General features: G+C 46.6%; 25 protein-coding genes and 1 pseudogene. 1 reads left to right on the top strand and 25 read right to left on the bottom strand.

Going from position 1 to position 24170, the window contains the following annotated elements:
- Positions 1 to 45: 45 nt before the first annotated feature.
- The 12 genes from atpA to CEG13_RS00905 form a co-directional block, all read right to left on the bottom strand.
- Positions 46 to 1560, bottom strand: coding sequence for a F0F1 ATP synthase subunit alpha (atpA, locus tag CEG13_RS00965; protein ID WP_100009898.1), 1515 nt, complete (start codon positions 1558 to 1560; stop codon positions 46 to 48).
- Between the two features lie 21 nt (positions 1561 to 1581).
- Positions 1582 to 2124, bottom strand: coding sequence for a F0F1 ATP synthase subunit delta (locus CEG13_RS00960; protein WP_100009897.1), 543 nt, complete (start codon positions 2122 to 2124; stop codon positions 1582 to 1584).
- The gene (gene atpF, locus CEG13_RS00955; protein ID WP_100010535.1) at positions 2121 to 2681 is read right to left on the bottom strand and encodes a F0F1 ATP synthase subunit B; all 561 of its coding nucleotides are present in this window, start codon (positions 2679 to 2681) and stop codon (positions 2121 to 2123) included. Before atpF ends, CEG13_RS00960 begins: the two co-directional genes overlap by 4 nt.
- Positions 2682 to 2807: 126 nt before the next feature.
- Positions 2808 to 3020, bottom strand: a complete 213-nt coding sequence (gene atpE / locus CEG13_RS00950) for a F0F1 ATP synthase subunit C (protein ID WP_100009896.1) — start codon at positions 3018 to 3020, stop codon at positions 2808 to 2810.
- Between the two features lie 86 nt (positions 3021 to 3106).
- Positions 3107 to 3829, bottom strand: coding sequence for a F0F1 ATP synthase subunit A (gene atpB, locus CEG13_RS00945; protein ID WP_100009895.1), 723 nt, complete (start codon positions 3827 to 3829; stop codon positions 3107 to 3109).
- A 61-nt stretch (positions 3830 to 3890) separates the two neighbouring features.
- Positions 3891 to 4283, bottom strand: coding sequence for an ATP synthase subunit I (locus tag CEG13_RS00940; RefSeq protein ID WP_100009894.1), 393 nt, complete (start codon positions 4281 to 4283; stop codon positions 3891 to 3893).
- Between the two features lie 805 nt (positions 4284 to 5088).
- Entirely contained in the window at positions 5089 to 6417 is a 1329-nt protein-coding gene (gene ltrA / locus CEG13_RS00935) for a group II intron reverse transcriptase/maturase (protein ID WP_100009893.1), read from the bottom strand.
- 945 nt (positions 6418 to 7362) lie between these two features.
- Positions 7363 to 9525, bottom strand: coding sequence for a S8 family serine peptidase (locus tag CEG13_RS00930; protein WP_100009892.1), 2163 nt, complete (start codon positions 9523 to 9525; stop codon positions 7363 to 7365).
- A gap of 377 nt (positions 9526 to 9902) precedes the next feature.
- On the bottom strand, positions 9903 to 10532 hold the full coding sequence (gene upp, locus CEG13_RS00920; RefSeq protein WP_100009890.1) for a uracil phosphoribosyltransferase: 630 nt from the start codon (positions 10530 to 10532) through the stop codon (positions 9903 to 9905).
- A gap of 124 nt (positions 10533 to 10656) precedes the next feature.
- The gene (locus tag CEG13_RS00915; RefSeq protein WP_100009889.1) at positions 10657 to 11892 is read right to left on the bottom strand and encodes a serine hydroxymethyltransferase; all 1236 of its coding nucleotides are present in this window, start codon (positions 11890 to 11892) and stop codon (positions 10657 to 10659) included.
- Between the two features lie 51 nt (positions 11893 to 11943).
- Positions 11944 to 12522 (bottom strand): TIGR01440 family protein, encoded by a 579-nt coding sequence (locus tag CEG13_RS00910; RefSeq protein ID WP_100009888.1) that lies wholly within the window; start codon positions 12520 to 12522, stop codon positions 11944 to 11946.
- 196 nt (positions 12523 to 12718) lie between these two features.
- On the bottom strand, positions 12719 to 13333 hold the full coding sequence (locus CEG13_RS00905) for a low molecular weight protein arginine phosphatase (protein ID WP_239984527.1): 615 nt from the start codon (positions 13331 to 13333) through the stop codon (positions 12719 to 12721).
- A 160-nt stretch (positions 13334 to 13493) separates the two neighbouring features.
- Between CEG13_RS00905 and CEG13_RS00900 the strand changes: the two genes are divergently transcribed.
- Complete coding sequence (locus CEG13_RS00900; protein ID WP_100009886.1) at positions 13494 to 13790, top strand: hypothetical protein; 297 nt, start codon at positions 13494 to 13496, stop codon at positions 13788 to 13790.
- Positions 13791 to 13852: 62 nt separating this feature from the next.
- On the opposite strand, the pseudogene CEG13_RS19315 reads toward CEG13_RS00900, so the two are convergent.
- The 13 genes and pseudogenes from CEG13_RS19315 to CEG13_RS00835 form a co-directional block, all read right to left on the bottom strand.
- Positions 13853 to 14014: pseudogene (locus CEG13_RS19315) on the bottom strand (tyrosine-type recombinase/integrase); the annotation flags it as partial.
- A gap of 160 nt (positions 14015 to 14174) precedes the next feature.
- A complete protein-coding gene (locus CEG13_RS00890; protein ID WP_100009884.1) occupies positions 14175 to 14858 on the bottom strand; it encodes a DUF3862 domain-containing protein in 684 nt (227 codons plus the stop codon).
- A 701-nt stretch (positions 14859 to 15559) separates the two neighbouring features.
- Complete coding sequence (locus CEG13_RS00885; RefSeq protein WP_100009883.1) at positions 15560 to 16123, bottom strand: Uma2 family endonuclease; 564 nt, start codon at positions 16121 to 16123, stop codon at positions 15560 to 15562.
- Between the two features lie 98 nt (positions 16124 to 16221).
- The gene (locus CEG13_RS00880) at positions 16222 to 16413 is read right to left on the bottom strand and encodes a hypothetical protein (protein ID WP_100009882.1); all 192 of its coding nucleotides are present in this window, start codon (positions 16411 to 16413) and stop codon (positions 16222 to 16224) included.
- A gap of 165 nt (positions 16414 to 16578) precedes the next feature.
- Entirely contained in the window at positions 16579 to 17133 is a 555-nt protein-coding gene (locus CEG13_RS00875; RefSeq protein WP_100009881.1) for a manganese efflux pump MntP, read from the bottom strand.
- Positions 17134 to 17191: 58 nt separating this feature from the next.
- Positions 17192 to 18217 (bottom strand): L-threonylcarbamoyladenylate synthase, encoded by a 1026-nt coding sequence (locus CEG13_RS00870; protein WP_100009880.1) that lies wholly within the window; start codon positions 18215 to 18217, stop codon positions 17192 to 17194.
- Between the two features lie 193 nt (positions 18218 to 18410).
- Positions 18411 to 18812 (bottom strand): GNAT family N-acetyltransferase, encoded by a 402-nt coding sequence (locus CEG13_RS00865; RefSeq protein ID WP_100009879.1) that lies wholly within the window; start codon positions 18810 to 18812, stop codon positions 18411 to 18413.
- A 68-nt stretch (positions 18813 to 18880) separates the two neighbouring features.
- A complete protein-coding gene (gene spoIIR / locus CEG13_RS00860) occupies positions 18881 to 19501 on the bottom strand; it encodes a stage II sporulation protein R (protein WP_100009878.1) in 621 nt (206 codons plus the stop codon).
- 201 nt (positions 19502 to 19702) lie between these two features.
- On the bottom strand, positions 19703 to 20554 hold the full coding sequence (gene prmC, locus CEG13_RS00855; protein WP_100009877.1) for a peptide chain release factor N(5)-glutamine methyltransferase: 852 nt from the start codon (positions 20552 to 20554) through the stop codon (positions 19703 to 19705).
- Position 20555: 1 nt separating this feature from the next.
- Positions 20556 to 21626, bottom strand: coding sequence for a peptide chain release factor 1 (prfA, locus tag CEG13_RS00850; RefSeq protein WP_100009876.1), 1071 nt, complete (start codon positions 21624 to 21626; stop codon positions 20556 to 20558).
- Positions 21627 to 21865: 239 nt separating this feature from the next.
- Positions 21866 to 22699: an NERD domain-containing protein gene (locus tag CEG13_RS00845; RefSeq protein WP_204758477.1), complete on the bottom strand. Its 834-nt coding sequence runs from the start codon at positions 22697 to 22699 to the stop codon at positions 21866 to 21868.
- 282 nt (positions 22700 to 22981) lie between these two features.
- A complete protein-coding gene (locus CEG13_RS00840) occupies positions 22982 to 23602 on the bottom strand; it encodes a thymidine kinase (protein WP_100009874.1) in 621 nt (206 codons plus the stop codon).
- Positions 23603 to 23776: 174 nt separating this feature from the next.
- Positions 23777 to 24022, bottom strand: a complete 246-nt coding sequence (locus CEG13_RS00835; protein ID WP_100009873.1) for a type B 50S ribosomal protein L31 — start codon at positions 24020 to 24022, stop codon at positions 23777 to 23779.
- Positions 24023 to 24170: the final 148 nt, after the last annotated feature.

Below are 24170 nucleotides of genomic sequence, written 5' to 3'. Positions count from 1 at the left end.
GCCTTTCTTCTTAAAGGTTGCGTGCTTCCAAATGTTACATTTCAACTATTGTTGATTGCTTGGCAAAAATGTCTTTTTAAATGCTTCCACAGCACCGTTCATTTCCTCTTCGTCCGGAAGCTTTCCAGTTTCACGGATAGAAGAAAGAAGCTCAGTCCGGTTGGAGTCCATCCATACATTCATTTCCTCTTCAAAACGCAAAACGTCTTCTACTGGAATATCATCAAGGAAACCTCTTGTCAGTGCATACAGACTCATTACCTGCTTTTCTACCGCCATTGGCTTGTGCAGACCTTGTTTCAGGATCTCCACCGTGCGCTGCCCGCGGTTCAGTTTTGCCTGTGTTGCTTTATCCAGATCAGAACCGAATTGCGAGAATGCTTCCAATTCACGGAAGGAAGCCAAGTCAAGCCTTAAGGTACCTGCCACTTTCTTCATCGCTTTAATTTGGGCGGAACCGCCGACACGCGATACCGAAAGACCCGCATTAATCGCCGGCCGAACACCGGAGAAGAAAAGGTCGGACTGCAGGAAGATCTGTCCGTCGGTAATGGAAATAACGTTGGTTGGAATATAAGCTGAGATGTCGCCTGCCTGCGTCTCCACAAATGGCAGTGCAGTCAGAGAACCCCCGCCCAGCGAATCATTTAATTTCGCCGCACGTTCCAATAAACGTGAGTGAATATAGAATACATCCCCAGGGAATGCTTCACGGCCTGGTGGACGGCGCAGCAGCAAGGAAAGCTCACGGTATGCAGTTGCCTGTTTCGACAAGTCATCAAACACAACGAGCACATGCTTGCCGTTATACATGAATTCTTCTCCCATTGCCACACCGGCATATGGAGCAAGATACTGGAGCGGTGCAGGATCGGATGCCCCTGCGGAAACGATAATCGTTTTTTCCAATGCTCCGTAACGGCGGAATGTTTCCGCGGTGCTTCGGACGGTAGATTCTTTTTGCCCGATTGCTACATAAATACTAATAATGTCCTGATCTTTTTGATTAATGATCGTATCCACGGCAACGGTAGTTTTCCCAGTTTGCCTGTCTCCGATAATCAATTCACGCTGCCCGCGGCCAATTGGCACAAGGGCATCAATTGCCTTGATCCCTGTCTGCAACGGCTCATCAACCGATTTACGGTCCATAACCCCAGGTGCAGCCCCTTCAATTGGGCGAGTTTTTGACGTTTCAATATTTCTGCCACCATCGATCGGCTGACCAAGCGGGTTGACCACACGGCCAAGCAGATTATCACCTACCGGTACCTGCATGATGCGGCCGGTGCGGCGAACTTCATCGCCTTCTTTGATTTCGGTGTATGGCCCGAGAATAACGATACCGACATTGCTTTCTTCCAGGTTTTGCGCCATACCCATGACGCCATTGGAGAATTCAAGCAGTTCGCCGGCCATAGCATTGTCAAGTCCGTGTGCACGGGCAATCCCGTCACCGACTTCGATAACTGTCCCGACATCATTTACCTGGATGTCGGCATCAAACGATTCGATTTGCTGTTTAATAAGTGTGCTGATCTCTTCAGCATTGATGCTCATAGCCTTTCACCCCTATCATCATTAGTTCCGAGTTCCAATGCTCCGTTCAATTCTTCTCAGCTTGCCGCTTATCGAACCGTCGTAAATCGTATTGCCCATGCGGATTTTAATCCCGCCGATGAGTGTGGGATCCACCACGTTGTTAAAGCGGACATGCTGTTTGTTCAAACGCTTGGCAAAGGAGCTTTCCATCTCCTTTTTTTCCGCATCCGAAAGCTCGCGAACAGAGTAAACATTTGCTTCAGCAATTCCTTTTGCATCATTTGCGAATTGGAATAAATGATCAATAATGGATGGAGTAATCTCGATGCGATGACGTTCCGCTAACAATTTCAGGGTATTTACGACATCTTTGCTGAACCCTGAGAACACTTCATCAAGAAACTGTTTCTTCTTCGCATTATTAATACGAGGATGCTTCAGGAATGTAATAAGTTCATGATTGGTCCGGAAAACTTCTTTCACTGTGCTGAACTCGCTTATAAACGCATCCAGTGTGCCTTTTTCGTTTCCCAGCTGGAAAAGAGCTTCCGCATACCGTTTGGCAACTAATGCTTCACTCATAGCTCTTCTCCTACCTCTTTAATGTAGTCATTGATCAGTTTTTCCTGATCCTGTGCACTGATTTCTTTCTCAATTACCCTGCTTGCAATAAGTACAGAAAGAGTAGCCATTTTATCCTGCAAGGCCTGCAATGCTTTTTCTCGCTCATTTTGTATATCAGCCTGCGCAGCTTCTTTAATGCGGGCAGCCTCTTTACGGGCGGATTCGATAATCTCCCGCTCCTGGCGTGTTCCGGCATTTTTCGCATCTTCAACAATCTGTTGCGCTTCCTGTTTGGTCTGATTCAACCGTTCCTGTGCTTCTTTGGATGCTTGTTCAGCTTCAGCGCGGCTTTTTTCCGCTGACTCTATTTCCCCGGCAACGTAGTCTTCCCGTTGTTTCATCATGTTCATAACCGGTCCCCAGGCAAATTTCCTCACCAATAAGAGCAAGACGAGGAAGAAGAACAGCTGAACGAGCATATCTCCAAGGTGCAGTCCGCCAAGCACAGCGTTAATGGTTAACGTATTAGCAAATGTGTGCACAGTATTCACTCCTTTCTCTTTCCAAGGTGACATTTTGGTGTTGCCAAAATCTTTGCACATATGCAGAATAAGAAAGACGCAGCTCTCATATCTGCCAGATGAAAACAACGGCGAAGGATCTTATCTAAAGATGGTCTCCGCCATTATTCTTGATACCTATTAACCACCCATTACGATCAGTGCGATAACCACGGCGATAATCGGAACAGCCTCAACAAGTCCGATACCAATAAACATGGTTGTCTGCAATTGACCTCTAAGTTCCGGCTGACGGGCAATCCCCTCAACTGTACGACTTACGATCAAACCATTACCAATACCAGCACCAAGTGCCGCCAAACCTACTGCTATTGCAGCTGCTAATGCTCCCATGATATAAATCCTCCTCAAGAATGTAGTATAATTTTTATTAATCCAATCCCAGCAGCATGATCTGCCAAAATTGGGTGAATCACTGATTAATGATCTGCACTAACCTTATGGGAAATGTAAACCATGGAAAGGATAGTGAAGATAAATGCCTGGATTCCGCCAATGAACACGCTGAATCCCTGCCATGCGAGGAATGGAATAGCTCCTCCAAAGAATCCTAAAAAGCTCCCTGTTGTCAGGGTTACCAGCAGCGCCAGTAAAACTTCCCCTGCATAAATGTTACCAAATAGACGAAGCCCAAGCGTTAAGGTGTTGGAAAACTCCTCAACAATCTTGATTGGAACTAAAAACCATACCGGGCGGGCATAATCTTTTATATATTCTTTGCCGCCGCGAAGTTTGATTCCATAATAATGAGATAAAACGATGACCATTGTTGCCAGTGTGAGGGTAATACCCGCATCTGCAGTCGGTGATTTCCACCATAAATCGTGGCCTATAACCCCATTTGTGATGACACCCAGCAGATTGCCTACCAGGATATAGGAAAATAATGTAAGGGCCAGCGGAAGAAATAGTTTTCCGGTTTTCCAGTCCATGGTGTCATTGATGATGCCTTTGATGAAATCCAGAAACCACTCCATGACATTCTGTGCGCCGGTTGGCTTCATCTGAAGTTTTCTTGCACCGAGGACACAAATAACAAATACAATAGCAGAAGTTACAATGATCATCATGACATTGGCCATATTAAAATCAAGCCAGGAGATTCCGAAAACATCTTCCACTATCGGGGCTGTATGATCCAATACTCTCACCTCTCTTTATGTATAATATATTAGAATGAACCCATATCCTGCTGCCCTCGGCTCATGCGTCCTCGTCCTCCCGGTTTTTCCCGAGGAACAGCCGATAAAAGATATCAGCCATCATAACGATATACGACATGGCAAGCCCGACGATTACAGCAATGATATGAAAGTATTCTGCAAATTGAAGTGCAAGCAGTACAGCAAGCGCCGCTGCAGCCATTCTGGAAAACGTCCCGATGCCGACTCTAGATCCGCCGCGTTCGACTGCTTCCCCAAGATGTTCCGACTTTTTCTGAAGCAGCCACAAATTATAAAAACTTGCAGCGCTTCCCAGCAGCAGGCCATTAAAAATCCTCGGATATGGCGAAAAACCTGCGCCAAGCACGAGGATGGCAAGGAGATAAAACATCCACTTCCGCTGACGAATAATCATTGACTCATAATTCAACATGTAACGCTTCTCCTTAAACCCGAAACAACATACTCAAGCAGGCCCTGTCGATCGGAAAGCCCGGCAGTTCATAAAGCATCTTTCAGCTGGAAAACTTTTTAAGGCTGATGCTATTGTTTCCTGTGAATCCAGTACGGCTGTTCCTAAGTGGCGGACCACGTGCAGGGAATCATCTGATGAAGTATCGCAGAATGGTCTTCTTTTGTGGAAGGATGGCAATTTCCAGACAGATAGAGTCAAAAACTGACAAAAGTCTAGCAATGTCTTACCTGAGCGTATAATTCTTAAACTGCAGACGTGAAAACCTTACCAACCCACACTAAGCAAGTTTACATTGCCAGGCCTCTATTGTCAATTGGTTTCTCATTCCTAAATCAGTTGAACTGACAGGGATTTGCTCTTCTGAACGACTGTCGATTATCCTTCCATTCGGGGTTTTTTGCATCGTCCGCCAGTATTATTCTATTAAGGAAATCGATAGCGGTAGAATATGGAATATGACACTTTTGTGAACGTGGAAAAGAGAGCCCCTTTTTTCCATACAGGGACTCTCTTGTAATGAATTAACTGGCAGTCTTATTAGCAAAGGCTGTTCTTTCACAATATCGGTAAACCGCGAACTAATCCATCGCTCCGGAAATACCCCTCGCTTTCCGCGGGTGGCTGGTGAGCCTCCTTGTGCTGCCGCACTGCGGGGTCCCACCGAGGCCATTCCTCCCGGTCGAGTAAGCGGGAGCGCGGTGCTCCTCACTCCTCACAGAACCGTGCGTGCGGTATTACCGCACACGGCTCTTCCCATCATCGTTCACAGAATATAGCTTAAGTCTTGCTTCAAGTCATAGATATTTACTTTTATCCTCGGACGAGGCAAAGGATACTTCTTCAGAAATAGGTTGAATTTCTCCCAACTGAATGATTTCCTTTGACTTCTGCGGTTCATCCACTTAAACAACAGCCGTTGAATTTGGTCCACGAAGTCCTCCACTGCCTGTATATTATCTGTGATACAGTAGTAGTTGTAGTACCCCTTGAGCGACAGATCCAGTCTCGCCATAATATTCTTGATATCCATGGTTCGATGCGTTTTCAGCCATTGTTTATGCTTCTTTAGCTTGGCATTAACCTTCTTTCGACTGGTCTTCCGCTTCATTCGGAATTTCCCTTTCTTGCTTTTCCCGCAATAGTGGGTAAAGCCCAGGAAGTCAAACGTTTCTGGTTTGTTCTGCCCATTGCGTTTACTATCCCTATCCGCAAAGCGTCCAAAAGGAATGATTTTCGTCTTCTCTTCCGCGACTTCAAGCTGAAACTTCTGCAGCCGTTTGATAAGAGCGGAGTAGAAGGCCTCGGCATCATCTTTATATTGAAAACAGCACACAAAGTCATCCGCATACCGAACGATGTAAGCTTGACCCCTACACTGTTTACGGACGACCTTTTCAAACCATAAATCCAGGACATAATGTAGGTACACATTGGCTAATACCGGGGATATAATTCCCCCTTGCGGGGTTCCTCGGTCTGTATCAAAATACTTACCCTCTTCCATGTAGCCGCCTTTAAGGAATCTGGCGATGATGCGTAGAAGTTTCGGGTCATTGATACGATGCTTCAGGAACATCATCATCCACTCATGGTCGACATTATCAAAGAATCCCTTGATATCGGCATCCACCACATAATTGGTTGGACGCTTTTCCGTGTACACATTAAGAATCTTAAGCGCATCGTGACAATTCCTGTTTGGCCGAAAACCAAAAGAACTGTCAAGAAAATCATTCTCATAAATCGCATTAAGAATCTTGGTTACACCGCGTTGGACGATTTTATCCTCATGGTCCGGGATGCCCAGTGGTCGTTTCTTCTTCGATCCAGCTTTATCAATGTAGGTTCGCTTAACCGGAACTGGTCGATAAGCCATCTTCTTCAGACGTTCCACTAGTCCCTTCACGTTTTCATCCAAGTGGAACTCATAGTCCTCTTTGGTGACCCCATGAACGCCTGTTGCCTTGCCCTTAGGTAGTTCATGGTGACATTGTTTAAGGTTCTTCTCATTAAGCAGATGTGCCAGAGAGGTGAAAACCATGTCCGGTTTTATTTTCGCTAATTCTGTTATCCTTTTCAGTTTCGTTTCCATTAATTATCTACCTCTGTGTGCAGTTAATGTGTCCCATCGAAGGGCAATGACGGGTAGCGGCCTTTCCTCCATCAGCATTACCCGACTTCACTGGTACTACGCCGCTATCCGACTTCCTTTAGGCGTTTGACAGTCCTCACTTTATTATCGCTTGTTCGTCATTACTCTCTGGGAGAGACCTAAAGGATCTCCCGAGTTGCCGCAACATATCCATGTGTAACGTGCCAAGGTCACCGACTCCGGGGAAGCTGTTACTCTCTTGCCTTTATCAAGAATAACAATGTTGCCTTCTGTGCTCCTGAGCACATCGGCCTTCCCATCTCCCACGTAATTTCGGAGCTCTATCCCTTCAACCGCTTGGTTTACAGCCCATTACCTAACTGTCCACGCTTAAAGGCAGTGTGTTACCACCTGCCCTCCAGGACTCGCTACGAGTGAATGGCTACTTCTTTCTCGGCGGGAATTCCACCCGCTATATGTTGCGACCTATGCTCGGTCGCTCCAGGAGTCTCCGTATATTTCCTCCGCTGACTGATGTGGTTTGCGACTCTACTGCTGTTTAAACCAGCCATCACTCTTGATAGTTGATTTCTGCTGCAGGCAGTAGCTTTCCGCAAGCACGGTTTCAAGTGCTTCCTGCTCAGGACTAGACACGTGCAGGAGTCGACTGCCGTCAGCCCTAACCACTACCAACAGAGTGGGTTACTATTGGTTGCTTTTAAAAAGCACACCGTTAGCGGAGGAAATACCCCGAGACTCCTGCGGGAAGAAAAGCCTAGGCGAGACCTGCAGTGCGCGATAGCACAAAGGGCTCGGCAGCTTCCCGCGGAAAGCGAGGGGTATTTCCGCAGCGGCAGCCTATGTCACAGTTTTCCATCAACTCCGACATAAATAAACAACAGAGCTTACGAATAGAGCTTTAGCAAAACAATTTCCGCACCAAACCTACTCAATCACAAGCATGGTCTGATGGCTGGCGTACGTGCCATCCTCCAGCCTTATCGTGATAACTGCCAAATAGGTGCCGGGTGCTCCCAATTCAGACCGATCCATTTCTCCTTCATTCATGCCGATTTGCGGATCCTCCACCGTGAATAACGTTCGTTTATGCACAAGGGTACCCGGGTCGTACAGTTCGACATCGACACGTTTTGCAGACTCTGTCAAATAAAGCCGGTAAATATATTTGTCCTCCGAAAACGGTTTTAAGCTGAGTTCAAATCCCATCGCTTCCGGCTGGTCTGCCGTCTGATTCACAAACAAATAAGGCAGATGGTAGGTATTGGAACCTTCATGGAGCTGCATCCATCCTTGATGCACCCCTTCTTCCAGCTGAAGCGTATTAATGCTGACCTTGACTGGGAGTATCTTGCTTTCTCCCTCTTCCAGCGTAAAAGTTTGCGGCAGATCCCATGTCAGTCCGCTCTGTCTTTTTGGGACATCAAAGGAATAGCTCTGCGCTCTGCTTCCGGTATTCTCGATTTTCAATTCAATGGTCTTTTCATCCCTGTAAGAATTCGCCTGCCCAAAGGTGAGCAGCGGATCATGGATAATTGTGTCCGTCTGGATTGCTTTTTTAGGCCGAATACTTCCCATCCCCTGAATCGTTGATGCGATCGGGATCCCGGTTTCAGCTTCCATTTGAACAGCTGTGGTTTTGAGGGCACCGATCACTTGTGAATTGCTCCACTCCGGCTGGGCCTCTTTCAATAAAGCAACAGCACCGGTGACATGGGGCGCCGCCATGCTTGTTCCCTGTAGCTGCTGATAGCCATCCGGCACGGTGCTTAAGATATTGGTGCCAGGCGCAAGCAGGTCTGGTTTGATATCCCAATTGACCGTCACAGGGCCGCGGGAGCTGAATGGCGCAACCGTTTGTTCAACCTCTTCCCAGGCAGTTTCCAGAAAAAGCGCGTCCGTCTCCATCTGTTTCTGAATCCACTCTCCGTCCTCCCGGGAAATGGCCGCCACAGGGATCGTGACCGGATCTTTCGCATTGTCAATCATCCCTTGAAAACTTCCCTCTTCCTTATTATAAATCAATACGGCTTCAGCCCCTGCCTCTTCCGCCTGTTTTGCTTTTTCATAAAATGGGGTGTCATCACGCGGAAAGACAGCAATTTTTCCAAGCAAACTGTCCGCATTCCTGTCAGCAACAGGAAATGATTTTTCCAGCTGCCATGGGACGGAATCCTGCATGATGGCGAGGTCAATCCGTTTTTCCTCCATTGATGCTTTCAGGAATGGAACTTTGTGAGAGGGGCTGGTCGCACCAACGGATAAAGCACTGGCAGCAGTTGCCGGGGAACCAACCGTCCATTTCCCCGGCCCGTTGTTGCCATTGGCCAGCACGACCGCAACCCCCAGTTCCATCGCCCGGTTCACGGCCACACTTGTCGGATAGTCCGGTCCATTCACGGTGTTGCCGAGGGATAAATTCAGCACATCCATCCCATCTTCTATTGCCTGCTCCATGGCTGCGATCACTTGCACGGACGAGCCTCTGCCACCAGGACCGAGTGCGCGGTAGGAATAAATTTCGGCTTCCGAGGCTACTCCTTTTAGTTCACCGTTTGCCGCGATTATTCCGGCGACATGGGTGCCATGCATGGTGGGGATGCCTTGCTCCGCCTGTGTTTCCATTGGGTCATTATCCAAATCAACGAGATCATAGCCGCCCCGGTAATTTTCGGCCAGGTCAGGGTGGGTATAGTCTATCCCAGTGTCGATAATTCCGACCTTTACTCCTTCACCGGTGTAGGAAGTGGTATTCAATTCTGATGGAAATACGGCGTTTGCCTGCGCTTTATCTGCCAGCGACGGGGCGGTGATTGCTTCATAGGTTCTTACTGGATGGATAGCCTTAATGAACTCAAGCGATTCCATGCGCTTTAAATCTTCTGGCTCCCCCTGCAGTGCCAGGCCATTGAATAACTGATCAAATGCCGTGACTACCTCGATGAAAGGGTGATAGGTCTCCAGATACTTTTGGTGTTGGTCAGGATTCCCTTCCACCTCGATGATAATCGATTCTTCTTCCGCTGCTTGAACGGTGACGGGAATGGTTGTAGTGATAATTAATACAGTGATGCAGAAGAGAAATCGCATGAAGGCAGCTCCTTTTTACTTCTTAGTTTCGGTAGCTGAATGGAAAATATACTGGGAGGAGTTTTTTTCCCGCAGATTAACAGGCAGTAAATCCCCCACCTCGAAAATAGAAGTAGGACGAATGTTTTGGGTGGGGGATAAACTGCCTGTAAATGCCCGATTGGTTCAACTAACATTCAGTGGGAGAAAGCGCCCACTGAATGAAGTTGCACTTTATATAATCGAAAGGAGTGAGAGAAAGGTGGCAAAAAAAATTTATGTCTGTATGCTACTTTTTTCGGTTTGTTTTCGATTATAGGTATGAATAGAAGAGAAAAACTTTCACCCCATGGGCGAAAGTTTTTCAAGGAGGGGCTTGGTATTTAGTTGCCCCTGATTTATTTCGTTCCGTAAAGCCGGTCGCCGGCATCGCCAAGGCCTGGAACAATATAGCCTTTTTCATCCAGTTTTTCATCAAGGGCGGCCAGGTAAATATCCACATCCGGATGAGCTTCTTGAATAACTTCCACGCCCTCGGGTGCACCGACCAGGCACATCAGGCGAATATTTTTTGCCCCACGCTTTTTCAAAGAGTGGATCGCGTCATTGGCGGACCCGCCGGTTGCAAGCATCGGGTCAATCACGATGAGTTCCCGCTCTTCGATATCTGATGGTAATTTAATATAGTATTCATGCGGCTTGAGTGTTTCCGGGTCACGGTACAGCCCGACATGCCCGACTCTGGCAGCCGGCAGCAGGTTGAGCATGCCATCCACCATTCCGAGTCCTGCACGCAAAATCGGAATTAAACCGATTTTCTTGCCTGCCAGCACCTTGGTCGTAGCTTCGGTTACCGGTGTATCGGTGGTAGTTTCCTGCAGTGGCAGATTGCGCGTGATTTCAAACGCCATAAGCATGGCAACCTCGTCCACTAGTTCGCGAAATTCCTTCGTTCCGGTGTTTTTATCTCTTATGTAGGTTAACTTATGCTGGATTAGCGGATGATCCAATACGAATACGTTGCTCATTTTGCTGACCACTCCTTCACTTTTTTTATATCCCTCAAATTGTACTAGTAAAATGGGATGCTTTCAAGCTGCATGAAATCATAAAAAATGCTTGGATTTCCAAAATGAAATCCAAGCATGTTCCTTATGCGTAAAGCGGGAACTTCTCCGTCAAAGCGGTGACACGTTCTGCCGCCTGTTTTAGTGTTTCCTCGTCTTCATGATTTTTCAGTGCTTCAGAAATGATTTTGGCAATTTCCTCCATTTCCGTTTCGCCGAATCCGCGGGTCGTGACGGCTGCTGTGCCAATGCGGATGCCGCTGGTGACAAACGGACTTTCCGTGTCAAACGGGATCGTGTTTTTATTCAGGGTGACGCCGATATCGTCGAGCACTTTTTCTGCAATTTTTCCGGTCAGATCCAGGGTCGTAACATCAACAAGCAGCAGGTGGTTGTCGGTTCCGCCTGAAACAACGCGCAATCCTTCTTTTGTTAATGCCTCACTTAGTGCCTTCGCATTTTCGATGATTTGTTTCGAGTATTCCTTGAAATCATCGGACAAGGCTTCCTTGAAGGAAACGGCTTTTGCCGCAATGATATGCATCAGCGGGCCGCCCTGCATGCCAGGGAAGACCGATTTGTCAATCTTCTTGGCAAATTCTTCCTGGCATAAAATCATCCCCCCGCGAGGTCCGCGCAGCGTTTTATGTGTGGTTGTGGTCACAAAATGTGCATGCGGCACAGGGTTTTGATGCAGTCCTGCCGCAACGAGACCGGCAATATGCGCCATATCCACCATTAGATAGGCACCGACTTCATCGGCAATCTCGCGGAATTTTTTAAAGTCAATCGATCGGGAATACGCACTCGCCCCCGCCACGATCAGCTTTGGCTGCACTTCTTTTGCCTTTGCCAGGACATCATCGTAATCCAATTGCTCGGTTTCTTTGTCCACACCATAATCAACAAAATTATAAAGCTTGCCGCTCGAGTTAACCGGGCTGCCGTGGGTCAGGTGTCCGCCGTGATTCAGGTTCATTCCCAGCACGGTATCCCCCGGCTGCAGTACGGAGAAATAGACGGCCATGTTAGCTTGGGCTCCAGAATGCGGCTGGACATTCGCATGATCTGCACCGAACAATTCTTTCGCGCGGTCGCGGGCAAGATTTTCTACCACATCGACGTGTTCACAGCCTCCGTAATAGCGTCGTCCCGGATAGCCTTCCGCATATTTATTGGTTAAAACGGAGCCCATTGCTTGCATAACGGTTTCTGATACAAAATTCTCGGAAGCGATCAACTCAATTTTTTCCTGCTGGCGCGTTTTTTCCGCATCCATTGCCTCGAATAATTCCTGATCGTTTTGCCTGATTTTTTCCATATTTATCTCCCCCTTGTGGTAGTTGGCTAGTATGGCGGGTGCCGCGCAGTATTAGCCTTTACAGCTTTGGTTTGCCGCGGTAGCTTCATAGATTGCCCGCTGACCGCCGATTAATTTTGGACGTGTGCGGGCGGCGGTGACACGAGCATTGCCAACCTGTCGCTGGTGGAATCTGAGCGGGACGGCAACCGGTTTCAAATGCATGCCGATCATCGTCTCGCCGATGTCCATCCCGGCATGAGCTTGGACAGCCTCGACCACGACTGGATGTTTCATCTGTTTATAGGCGTAAGAAGCCATGGAGCCACCTGCCTGTGGGGCTGGAATGACGGAAACCTCTTCCAGCCAATGCTCGTTGCAAGTCTCCCGTTCCATTACCAGTGCGCGGTTGAGGTGTTCACAGCATTGAAAGACAAGCTGCACCCCTGTTTGCCGCTGGAGTTTTTCCAATGCCTCGTAAAATACAGCGGCGATTGTTTCACTTCCGGAGGTGCCAATCCGCTCGCCGGCAGCCTCACTGGTAGAGCAGCCAATGACAAACAGATCGCCTTTTCGCAAATGTCCGCTGGCGATCCACTCCTTCACTAATGCATCCGTGTTCTGCTGAATCGTTTGGGTTAGCTGTTCCATGGGATTCACCTGCCTTTTGTTTCGAATGTGTTGTGTGGGCCGCCGCGATGTCGGGGGCCCTCCTAATTCGGGAGACTTGCTGTTGGATTCGGGAATTACACATTTGGATTCGGGAATTACAGCTACGTATTCGGGAATCCCCTGCTTAGATTCAGGAAATATACTCACGGATTCGGGAATTCACTCCTGATTCTGCTCATTGATCGCCGTTTAATTTATCCCTCAGCTTATCAACGTGGTGTTCCAGTTCCCTCAACGTCTCCCGATAAACACGTAAATCTCCGCCAAACGGGTCGGAAATATCATAATTGATGAGACCTGCTTCCAGTTGCCGTATCAGCTGCTGCTCTTCATGCAAATGATCTTCCAGCTTTTGCTGAAGCCGCCTGCTATCCATTTTCTGCTGATTTTGCTGGACAAATTGCAACCGTTTTTCCGAGTAATCGGCATTTGCCTTTTTCAATTTCTCCCATATATCCTTATCTGAATCGGCCACATATTCCTTCAGTGTGTAATACTTCTCCTGAAAATCAGGAAATTCCATAATCAGCGCTTGCTTATGCTGGGTCGTCATGGTCAGCACGGTGTCCGCCCAGCGAAGTAGCCCGTCTGTTACCGGCTGGGAATGATGGTCCAAATCCAGCTGCCGCTCCTTCAGTGCTTGAGTCGCATATTTATTGGCTCGCTGATTCTTCCCGGCAAAAATACCGGCTGACTGCACTTCAGCCTCTGGTATTCTCTTCCTTACCAAAGCTTCTGCCATCGGGCTGCGGCACGTGTTTCCCGTACATACAAACAGAATTCTCATCATGGAACCCCCGTAACATTTCTCTCCCTTAAATATATCACAGATGCTGGGATAATGAGAAGATTTATGGGTGGACTGCGGGCAGGGGGTTGATTGAGTTGTCTGACTCGCCCCAATCCGTTATCATCAAGGTAATAACTCTGTGAAAGAAAGGAGCGTTTTCATGTTCAGATGTGCGTGGTGCATGAGAAAAATTGCCGAGAATCAACCCCTCTACGCTATTAATGTCAAATTTGCTGAAGGGATCGATAACTCCGATCGCGAAGGGGAAATTGTCCAGATTTACCTAAGCTCACGCAAAACCAGTGTCCCCATGATTGTGACGACCGCGGATTCCGAGGCAAAGAAAAACGGACAGGACGGGTTGTTTACTCTGTGCAGCCGGGAATGCGGTGATAAAATGAAAAAGTCGCTTGAAAAAGAAATGGATACCTTTAAAAGTTTTTCGGATGCAGAATGAGGGAAAATTGGGTATAAACCACTACTCGGCACATAATACAGTGATCTGGATAAACTTATTGTACTACTTTTGAAATCAACGTCAGACCATTTCAATCCAAGCAGTTCACCGCATCTCATGCCGGTGAAAATGGTCAAGAAGTAAAGTATATATTTATGGCGTTTTGTGTGTTTTTTAGTATATTTCAGAAATTCCCTGTACTCATTGATGCTCCACGTGTCCATTTGCTTTCGTTCTCTGGATGGTGGGGATACTTTATGGACTGGATTATTCTTAATAAACCCCCAAGTCACAGCAACGGGGCAATGCTCTTTATTTATTTTGTTATCTACTTTTAAATTGAAAAATAGGGGGTGTACAAATTTGTGTACACCCTGCAATGATTTACTCTAATCCAAATTGGGATTTTGAATTTAACTCTCCACCTTGGAACATCAATATAGCGTTAGCCCCCATACCACTTTCGCCATAATAAGTGTAGGTGACTGTGTAATATTGGGATCCTTCTTCACCGGTTTGGGAAGTCACTTCACCTTCACCACCAACTATTTCAAAAACTTCTTCAGTGGTCATCCCGTTTTCTACTTGATTGAATTCATCAATTGTGATGGTTACATCTGATGACGACCCATCACCCACACCGGCTTGTGACTTACTTTGTAACTCACCACCTTGGAAAGTCAACATTGCGTTAGCGCCCCAACCATCTGCACCGTCCCATGAGTAGATTACTGTATGGAATTGGGAATCTTCTTCACCGGTTTCAGATTGAACTGTTCCTTCACTACCGATTACTTCGACAACTTCTTCATAGGTCATTCCGTTTGAAATCTGTTCAAACTCATCACCAGTAATTGTGCTATCATCTTCTGGCTCTGATGCCTCACCGGAATTTTCCTCTGAAGCGTTTGTTTCACCAGAGTTATCGTTACCACTATTTTCTGTCTCGGTAGTATCATTTGAGGCAGTATCTTCTGTTTCTCCTCCTATGGATACTACGGCAATAACTACAAAAAGTGCGATAATGCCTAGGAATCCTAAGCATCCAAATTTCATGAATTTCTTCATGATAATTTCCCCCTTTAATATATATTTGTAATCTATGTTTTCACATAGTAGTTACCTATCCTCTCTCTTTCCGTTGCTTTGCCTTATGTAGCGTATATTCAAGGTGATGCCGAATATCCTCCACATCTTCAGCACTGAGGCTTTAATACATCTATATTGTGGAAAAACAAATCCTCGATTCCGAGTTCGTCCACTACTTCTTTTAGAGCAGCTAGGGAATCAAAGTCGTCAGCGAATGGTTTTTCAGGGTCATCAGAATTTCCCACTAACCAATCAACAGAAACCGCATACAGACTTGCCACTTTATTCAATGTTTGGGTGTCAAGGTCACGTTAATTTCTTTCATATCCAGACAACGTACCGTTTGAAATGCCAATTTTTTTCATGCACTATTTGTTTGAACCCTGCTTTTTCTCTAGCTTTTTTTAGCCTTTTTCCTAGCACATTCTTGATTTACACCTCAAGTAAAATATACCATTTTTAAGCGCATTGTTATATCTATTAAGCTAAAAGCTAAAAAAGTTTTAAAGACCTATTTAATTTAGCGTTACGCTTAATCGGAAAGGGGTGAACCGCATGAAACCAGCTCACGAAAAAATAGAAGAAATACGTAAGGCAAAATGTATAACCAAAACCTTTATAGTCCCTCTGCTGAGCGCGCAGCTCTTGAGGGATTTTTGTTGCTCTAATATATCGGTACATCACTTGAAAATATCTTTCAAATCAACCTCAAACCCATTCAGAACAGTTGATTTTGCAATACCTTCCTCTTTCAAAATATCGACTTGCTGGTATACCTGATCATCCGTTAATACATACACCTGAACCGCATGCAGCATAGGGTTAACCGCCCAGTATTCCTTCACGCCATATTTCATGTACGCCTCCATTTTTGTCACGAAATCATGACTTTGGTTGGAGGGGCTTAAAATTTCAATAATCAGTTCGGGGACACCGACAAACTTGTTTTCTTCCAGTCCTTCCTCCTCACAAATCACTGACAAATCCGGTATGAAGATTTTCGTATCATCCAAATCGTCTCTATACAGATGAATATCATAAGGCGCGCTAAACACTTGGCACTTTCCTCCATCAAGAAAGTTGAACAATTTAGCCTGCAGTCGGGAAGAAACCTGCTGATGACGAGTGGAGAGTTTGGGTGACATGAAAACATTTCCGTCAGCGTATTCCAGTAAGTGGTCCGTATCTTCCCGCATCTTATAGAATGCTTCGACACTTATTTTATTTTGTTCAGGAAGACTCATACCAATCTCCTCCATTTTTTACTCGTTACCTTATTGTATTGTGAAAAGTGGTTTACTTGCAAATGCAATGAGTCACTATTTTTATGGGGTAAAATCTTCTAGGAAATCTCGTTCAATCCCTCCTCCCTTCCCATTCGCCCACTCCGTAACATTTCCCTCATTTCTGCTGAGGTGTAATAATTTCCATCCTCTTTATCCTCTTTTGCCTGTAACAATTTTTGCTTTAATTCCGGATCCTCTTCAATATCGTCCTCTACAGTAGGTTCAGCCTCTTTTTTATAATCTATCACTATAACCTCCTGCCATTATATTATTAATATTAAAACAATCCTGCCAATTAGTCGAGCAGCATAACCAATGAATCAACCATTTACTTTATAAATTCACATAAAAACCCCTTAGATAAAAAAATCCAAAGAGGTTCAGCTTTTTATTTCAAAATTAAATTCTGCACATCACCCAAACAACATATGCAATCCAAAGCCGCAGAGAATGCTCCCGCCAAGCAGTTCACTGTAAACACCAAGAAAACCGCGGACTTTTCGGCCGAGCAGCATGCCGCCCCAGGCGAGCAGGGTGCTCATAATGCCAAATGCAATTAATGCCAGCGCTGTCTTCACTCCCGACATTCCGAGGCTCAGGCCGACGGAAAAGCTGTCGATGCTGACACTGAAAGATAGGATAAAAAGTCCAATGCCAACAGGTGCGATAATTTTTTTCGCCTCCCGGTTAAAGGCGGAGAAAAACATCTGGGCGCCAATAATGAACAACAGCAATGCACCGAGCAATTCAGTCACATGACCAACCTGGCCGGAGATGATTTTGCCAAGCAGGATGCCAAAAAACGGCATGATGACATGCATGGCGCCAATGGTCAGGCCAATAAGGGCGATGCGCTTGAGCCGGAGCTGCTGCATCCCGAGGCCGAGGCTGACGGAAAAAGCATCCATCCCCAGTGCAACCGCCATAAACAGTAAAGAAAATATTTCGTGTATGTAAAAATGAGACATCCAAATTCCCCCTCGGACATGCTTGTTCATCCTATGCATGTCCGAGGGGGGATATGAACTATTCTGTCAGATGCATGCTTGCGGCCTTTTTCAGCCGGTTCATCACTGCTTCGCCAATCCCGGTCTGCGGAATTGCCTCACAGATAATCACATCAACTTCCCCTGATTTAAAATGGCGCAGAGATTCATATAGATTCGCGGCAATTTCGCTTGCATCCCGGCCTAAGGAAAGTTTAGCATCTGCCTGCAGCTGGGCGGCCGTGTCCGTGCTTGCGAGCAGACCAACCCGCTTACCCTTATGCTGTTCAGCGGAAATAATCTGCTGCAGCTTCTCCGTGTTTCCCTCCACAAGCCATAAAGGGACATCCGGAGAATAGTGCCTGTATTTCATCCCGGGTGATTTTGGAGCCGCTGCCTCTCCGGCAAGCGCCGGATCGATAATGGCCTTGCCTGTCAGGCTTTCCAGTTGCTCCCTGGTCACCCCGCCAGGCCGGAGAATGATGGGGATATCCTGTGTACAATCGATCACAGTGGATTCCACCCCCACCCCGGTCGGTCCGCCGTCCAGCAGTCCAGCAATTTTTCCCTGCAAATCTTCCCACACATGCGCAGCCGCAGTGGGGCTCGGCCTTCCGGAAATATTTGCACTCGGGGCAGCGATCGGGATATTGCATGTCTGAAGCAGCTGCTGAGCCGCCGGGTGATCGGGAATTCTCACCGCAATTGTGGATAAGTTGGCCGTCACATTGCTCGCACAGGTTCCATTGCTTGGCAGCACATACGTGACAGGCCCGGGGGAGAGCGCCTCAATCAACTTTTCCACATATTCAGGGGCGTAGTCCACAATTCTCCACAATTGGGCGGAGGAATCCACGTGGGCAATCAGCGGATTATCCTGCGGGCGGCCTTTAGCTTGGAAAATCTTTGCCACAGCAGCTTCATTTGTTGCGTCCGCACCAAGACCGTAGACTGTTTCTGTGGGAAATGCCACAGTTTCTCCGTTTAATAGAAGTTCTGCAGCACTGTGGATAGCTTCTGCGTCTATTTTGGCGTCATTCGTTAATTTCCAGCGAGTTGTTTCCATTCCTGTGTTCCCTCTTTTCTATTTTTCCATTTTAGTCGATTGGTGCCTAATAGTAAACTGCCGAGCGAAACGCAAAAACAGCCTGCAGAGTTTATCCACAGGCTGATCCTTTTTATTATGCACTTTGTTGTCATTTGCCGCTTACTTATACACCATTATCAACAGCTTCATCCACAATAATCGTGGATAACCTTTAGGAAACTTGATAAGACCACCAACTACCTTCTTCTGCCCGGTATTTATCCACGTACAAATTTTCTTTCTGTGGATGAAATTGCAGTGCTTCCAGCAATAAATCCACAACTGGCTGGTGACTGTGCACAAACACCGTCTTTGCCTGCTGTTTTTTTGCCAGTTGCAATATTGCCTCCAAAAGCACTGGCAGTTTATTGGCTTCCGTTTGTGTAATGTGAAGCTGTTTTAGCCAGTATATTCCACTTTCCATTTCTTCGAGTACAAAACATCCTTCTATCTTCTCTCCTATTTCCACAACATAACCTTTGAGCAGCAGCGGTTTCTTGTTCAGATGGCTGTTTTTCCCGAGAAATTGCTCCAGTTCTTCTTCATTCGCGCGGTGAGCAGGAATCAAATTCATGTTTATTCACCTCTATTGTTTTTGATAGTCTTCCATTTCTCTATCATCCTATGCACGTTTTAGGGTTTTCATGACCAGCCAAACCATTCAAAAAGGAAAAACTTTACTTCTGCCTCATCCTCTTTCACTTCAGTTTGCGCTTGAGCTTGGGCTTCCTCCGCAGGCTGCTCCTGCTCCTCCGCGACACTGGTTCCATTGGAAAAATCCAGAAAACATAGAGGCGGGAATAACACACACCACCAATTCGCTCCTTCCCCATCCCCGATGGTAATCAGAACCGCTTCATATTCACCGGGCGGGTATAAGTATGGTCCGTACAGTTTAGCCGGGAATGTCACATTCGAGCTGTATTTAACGCTGAATGTTTGACTTCCACCAGCTTCGGCCAGCGTCTCGCCGATAATTTCTTCAATTTCCGGGATCCGTGATTCAATCAATTTTCTTGCTTTGTCAATGTCCGTCAGATGCTCGACCCATTCGGTAATTACCTCATTAACCCGGTCACGCACCTCACGTTTCAGTGCCTGATCTTCCTCGCTGTCACTGTTGGCCAGAATCCTAAGCCGAATGGCATCATCCGGGATGACCTGATAGGAAGAGTCCTCGTTACTTTCCTGACTAACGCCATTGGCTGGCATGGTTAAAAATATAAGAAAGAAAATGAATGCAAAAAATACTAGTTTCTTCATATGTGCCCGCTCCCTTTTACTGATATAGCAACAGTATGGTCAGCGAGAAATGAATTTAAACTAGTATTCTATAAAAATATATTAATAGTTTGGTATTCAACAAAAGAAATGTCCATGAGACGCGGTCTCATGGACAAAACTAGCTGGATAAACGTCCGAAATGTCCGCGAGAAGTACTCTCAAGCACACGCTGGAGGCCGTTTAATTAATAACCGCAGAAACAATACGGTCTTTCCCATTAATGTCCTTAATGATTTCCGTAATACTTACCGGGTACGCCTCGGCGACCAAATCCTTAACCGCATCCCCCTGTTGATAGCCGATTTCCAGTGCCATTCGGCTGCCTGGCTGCAGAAGATCTGCCGACTGGCGAATGATTTTCCGGTAAGCGGCCAGGCCGTTCTCCTCGGCAAACAACGCAAGTTCCGGGTCAAAATTTTTCACCGTGACGGAAAGATCAGCTTCCTCTTCCCTGGAAATATAGGGAGGATTGGAGACGATAATATCCGGATGGATCTGCTCATCAATCAGTGGCTGCAGAAAATCTCCCTGCAAAAAAGTAACATTTGCCCCGAGTCGCTCAGCGTTGGCGGCAGCGACCTCCAGAGCTTCTGCAGAAATATCCATCGCATAAACCGTAGCCTCGGGCAGTTCCAGTGCGAGCGTAACAGCAATCACGCCACTCCCCGTTCCGACGTCGACAATTCGGCATGGGCGCATGTGGCAAGCGTGTGTAAGCACATGCTCAACCAGCTCCTCGGTTTCCGGGCGGGGAATCAACACATGCTCATTGACAGTAAATTTTCTTCCGTAGAACATCTCATAGCCAGTGAGATGCTGCACCGGGATGCCGATTTCCGCATGAAGCCGGATGTCTTCCTGAAAAGCTTCATCGATTTCCCGCGCCACAGGCTCCCTTATGTTTGCGAAAAACTCCGCGCGACTCACTTGCAAATAGTGCATGAGCAAAATTTCCGCCACACGCGCTTCCCGGTTTTGCTTTTCTAAAAAAGAAGAAGCCCATTGAAGGACTTCGTATTGTTTCCTCGGCATGTTATTCACCTATTTGTTCCAGTTTCTTCGTCTGATCTTCCATCAAAAGGGCATCGACGAATTCATCGAGTTTTCCCTGCATGATCTGATCGAGTTTTTGAATCGTTAAACCAATGCGGTGGTCGGTTACGCGATTCTGCGGAAAATTGTACGTGCGGATCCGTTCTGAGCGGTCGCCTGTGCCGACAGCGGATTTCCGGTTCTCATCATATTCGGCCTGTGCTTCCTGCTGAACTTTATCATAGATCCTTGCACGGAGTATTTTCATCGCCTTTTCCTTGTTTTTAATTTGTGATTTTTCATCCTGAATGGACACGACAATTCCGGTCGGCTCATGGGTCAGTCTCACCGCGGACATGGTGGTGTTGACACTTTGCCCGCCCGGCCCGCTGGAAGCAAATGTATCCACGCGAATGTCCTTTTCATGGATATCTACTTCTACCTCTTCCACCTCCGGCAATACGGCGACAGTCGCTGTCGAGGTATGAATACGCCCGCCGGATTCCGTTTCCGGCACACGTTGCACGCGGTGCGCACCATTTTCATATTTCAGCTTGGAATAAGCACCGGAGCCTTTGATCAAAAAGATTATCTCTTTATAACCGCCAACCCCGGTCGAGCTTGCTTCCATCACATCAATCTTCCAGCCGAGCGCCTCCGCATAGCGGGAATACATGCGGTACAAGTCACCGGCAAACAGAGCGGCTTCATCACCGCCGGCCGCCCCGCGAATTTCCATAAACACATCTTTGTCATCATTTGGATCTTTCGGCAGGAGCAGGATTCGCATCCGTTCTTCCAAGTCTTCCTCGGACGCTTGCAGCTCGGCGATTTCCGCCTTCACCATCTCAAGCATCTCGTCATCCAGGCTGTCCTCGAGCATTTCCTTGGCATCTTTTAATTGCGTATTTACTTCCTTATATTCACGGTACACCTGCACGACATCCTCCAGGCCCGACTGTTCCTTGGAATATTCCCGCAGTTTGTTCGTATCACTAATTACATCCGGATCACTGAGCAGTTCATTCAATTTATTATAACGATCTTCCAATGATTGTAAACGTTCTAACATTCACGGCCACCTCTTTTTCGATTAACAGTCTAATTATAGTATACTGCGGGGGTGAGGTCAAAGTTAATTTGGGGCGCAGGGTTAAGGACTGCGGGGATTCGGGAATCACACGTTCTGATTCGGGAAATATGCCACTGGATTCGGAACACACATGCGCCGATTCGGGATTTATACGCATTAATTCGGGAAATATGATGCCAGATTCGGGAATTGCACACTCGGATTCGGGAATCGCATCATCAGCGCAACAGGTAACGCCTGTTTTTGGTCATGCCCACCCGACCGTAGCCCTCTTTTTGTAAAATGTACTTAGCTACATATGGAGACTCCACCTGTAAAAATCTTCTGGCTTCTCGATTGGAGATGCTATGGCCGATAAGCAGCTTATAGTCGTTCAATGCTGCCAAATGTGCGTCTTTTGAATTGCAGCCACAGTGCCCGCAAGCCCATTGTCGTTTATTTCGCCTCATCGGAGAAGCACCGCACTCCGGGCAAAATACTCCCTCTAGCAAGTCCCCTGATGTCAGCTGAAATCGCTGTAACACATTATCATTTTTCGGCATGTGAGCGCCTGCTATTGCTCTTGATAAATCTCGCAATTTCAACTTGTTCAAGCTGGATGAAGAGAAATTATTGGCTATCTCACTGATCCTGAAAAATAAATCACTATTGTGAATGACATTTGCTGGAATGAGATTTTTGGTAGAGGCGGCTTTCAATATGGTGCTTGGAAAACTGATGACAACAAGAAATTCAATAGGAAGGTTGGTAATGCCATGGGAATGAAGCCATTTTTGAAGGCGATGCTGCTGGAGTTTTGCTTGAGGCACGGGGTTTTTAAAACCCGTTTCTTCCTGATTGTCATTAATCCTGGTAACTTGACCATTTTCCCCAAAAACAATCGTGCCATACCAGTTTTTCACTTCTAAGATCAGTGCAAATGTTTCAGAAAGGACAAGGGTGTCTATTTGAAAAAAACCCTGTTCATCGCGTAATCGAATATCACGCAGTATGTAATAGTTATCTTCATCCAAGAATCTTAGTGAATACGCAACTTCCTTCTCCCCTTTCATTGCAGCTCTCATATTTTTCCATTCTGTCAGCACGTGGGAATATACTGGGTGATGGACCGACACCCTTCTCGTGGATGCTTCCAGTGCGGGTAATTCAAGTGATTCAGCATGTGACTTTATAAACATTTAAACACTCCCTTTCTGTATGTGGTTATAATTCGGCAACAGTATGAGAGATTCCTTCTTTTAATTTAAAATTGATTTTTCGCTAAGGTTTGTGGTGGAAAAGAGACTTTTCTTGCATAAACCCCGCTAAAAAAAGCACCCCTCCAGGTGCTTTTCTCATTTCATCATATTGGCCAGGTTCCCTACCTGGGCTCCGCTGGGTTTATTAGGGACCTGATGATGGTGACGGCATCGTGGCTCGTACGATTCGGATGCGCCGACCAAGATGACCGGATCGTCATAGGATGCCGGTTTGCCGTCAATTAGGCGCTGGGTGCGGCTCGCGGGAGATCCGCATATTGGGCAGATGGCGTTGAGCTTGGTGACAGACTCACACAGCGCCATCAGTTTGGGCATCGGGCCAAATGGTTCTCCTTTAAAGTCTGTGTCGAGTCCGGCGACGACCACACGGATGCCTTGATTGGCCAGTTCCTCTGCTACCTCAACGATATTTTCATCAAAGAACTGTGCTTCGTCAATACCGACGAGATCCACATTTTTGCCAAGATGCTCCAGAATTTGCTCCGAGCTGCTGACAGGGCGGGCGACGGTAGATGTGCCGTTATGAGAAACAACCGAGTCGTCGTCATATCGATTGTCAATGGCTGGTTTGAACACGCGGACGGACAGATTTCCATAGGTGGCGCGGCGCACACGGCGGATTAATTCCTCTGATTTTCCGGAAAACATGCTGCCGCAGATGACTTCCACCCAGCCGCTTTGCTTCATTACGTGCATTAAAGGAGACTCCCTTCGATTGCTATGTATATGTATTTAGTTTACCACAAAAATCGACATGGGTAACTGGAATTTGAAAATAAAAAAACAGGCAAAATATAGACGCTTTGCCTGTTTTTTCATCTTTTCACTTGTAGAGCTGAACACCGACCTCGCGCCAGTTGTTTCAGCTTTTTAATTCATATTATATTTCTTCTTGAATCGGTCTACGCGGCCGCCGACTTTGTCTGCTTTTTGCTTGCCAGTGTAGAATGGATGGGATGCTGATGAGATTTCTACACGGATCAATGGGTAGGTGTTTCCGTCTTCCCATTCAATCGTTTCTTCAGACGATTGTGTAGAACCGGTCAAGAATTTAAAGTCTGAACTTGTATCAAGAAATACAACTTTTCTGTATTCCGGATGAATTTCCTTTTTCATGTCTTTCCACTCCTTTTTGCCCTGAGTCCTTAGGAAACAGAGTTATTGTAAGAGATGTCACAGGCGCTCTTACCTATCAAAACTCACATAGAAAGATTATAACAGTCAAGGGATTAGAATGCAATAGAATAAAATGGATCAGAGCGGA

The sequence above is a fragment of the Lentibacillus sediminis genome, assembly GCF_002763455.1.
GTDB classification, from domain to species: Bacteria; Bacillota; Bacilli; order Bacillales; family Amphibacillaceae; genus Lentibacillus_D; species Lentibacillus_D sediminis_A.
Note: the sequence above shows the minus strand (reverse complement) of the source record. Positions and strands in the feature narration are given on the sequence as shown.

Bases quoted from the DNA above. Each gene is read 5' to 3' on its own strand.
- upp (WP_100009890.1), bottom strand. From the start codon at position 10,532: ATGAGCAACGTATTCGTATTGGATCATCCGCTAATCCAGCATAAGTTA.
- CEG13_RS00930 (WP_100009892.1), bottom strand. From the start codon at position 9,525: ATGCGATTTCTCTTCTGCATCACTGTATTAATTATCACTACAACCATT.
- atpE (WP_100009896.1), bottom strand. From the start codon at position 3,020: ATGGGAGCATTAGCAGCTGCAATAGCAGTAGGTTTGGCGGCACTTGGT.
- CEG13_RS00915 (WP_100009889.1), bottom strand. From the start codon at position 11,892: ATGGAAAAAATCAGGCAAAACGATCAGGAATTATTCGAGGCAATGGAT.
- CEG13_RS00885 (WP_100009883.1), bottom strand. From the start codon at position 16,123: ATGAGTCTTCCTGAACAAAATAAAATAAGTGTCGAAGCATTCTATAAG.
- ltrA (WP_100009893.1), bottom strand. From the start codon at position 6,417: ATGGAAACGAAACTGAAAAGGATAACAGAATTAGCGAAAATAAAACCG.
- CEG13_RS00840 (WP_100009874.1), bottom strand. From the start codon at position 23,602: ATGCACGTAATGAAGCAAAGCGGCTGGGTGGAAGTCATCTGCGGCAGC.
- CEG13_RS00960 (WP_100009897.1), bottom strand. From the start codon at position 2,124: ATGAGTGAAGCATTAGTTGCCAAACGGTATGCGGAAGCTCTTTTCCAG.
- CEG13_RS00905 (WP_239984527.1), bottom strand. From the start codon at position 13,333: ATGATGAGAATTCTGTTTGTATGTACGGGAAACACGTGCCGCAGCCCG.
- atpF (WP_100010535.1), bottom strand. From the start codon at position 2,681: ATGTCACCTTGGAAAGAGAAAGGAGTGAATACTGTGCACACATTTGCT.
- CEG13_RS00845 (WP_204758477.1), bottom strand. From the start codon at position 22,699: ATGAAAGGGGAGAAGGAAGTTGCGTATTCACTAAGATTCTTGGATGAA.
- prfA (WP_100009876.1), bottom strand. From the start codon at position 21,626: ATGTTAGAACGTTTACAATCATTGGAAGATCGTTATAATAAATTGAAT.
- atpA (WP_100009898.1), bottom strand. From the start codon at position 1,560: ATGAGCATCAATGCTGAAGAGATCAGCACACTTATTAAACAGCAAATC.
- CEG13_RS00835 (WP_100009873.1), bottom strand. From the start codon at position 24,022: ATGAAAAAGGAAATTCATCCGGAATACAGAAAAGTTGTATTTCTTGAT.
- CEG13_RS00865 (WP_100009879.1), bottom strand. From the start codon at position 18,812: ATGAATTTGATTCCTGCTCACCGCGCGAATGAAGAAGAACTGGAGCAA.
- CEG13_RS00900 (WP_100009886.1), top strand. From the start codon at position 13,494: ATGTTCAGATGTGCGTGGTGCATGAGAAAAATTGCCGAGAATCAACCC.
- CEG13_RS00910 (WP_100009888.1), bottom strand. From the start codon at position 12,522: ATGGAACAGCTAACCCAAACGATTCAGCAGAACACGGATGCATTAGTG.
- CEG13_RS00875 (WP_100009881.1), bottom strand. From the start codon at position 17,133: ATGTCTCATTTTTACATACACGAAATATTTTCTTTACTGTTTATGGCG.
- CEG13_RS00940 (WP_100009894.1), bottom strand. From the start codon at position 4,283: ATGTTGAATTATGAGTCAATGATTATTCGTCAGCGGAAGTGGATGTTT.
- CEG13_RS00890 (WP_100009884.1), bottom strand. From the start codon at position 14,858: ATGAAGAAATTCATGAAATTTGGATGCTTAGGATTCCTAGGCATTATC.
- CEG13_RS00870 (WP_100009880.1), bottom strand. From the start codon at position 18,217: ATGGAAACAACTCGCTGGAAATTAACGAATGACGCCAAAATAGACGCA.
- prmC (WP_100009877.1), bottom strand. From the start codon at position 20,554: ATGCCGAGGAAACAATACGAAGTCCTTCAATGGGCTTCTTCTTTTTTA.
- spoIIR (WP_100009878.1), bottom strand. From the start codon at position 19,501: ATGAAGAAACTAGTATTTTTTGCATTCATTTTCTTTCTTATATTTTTA.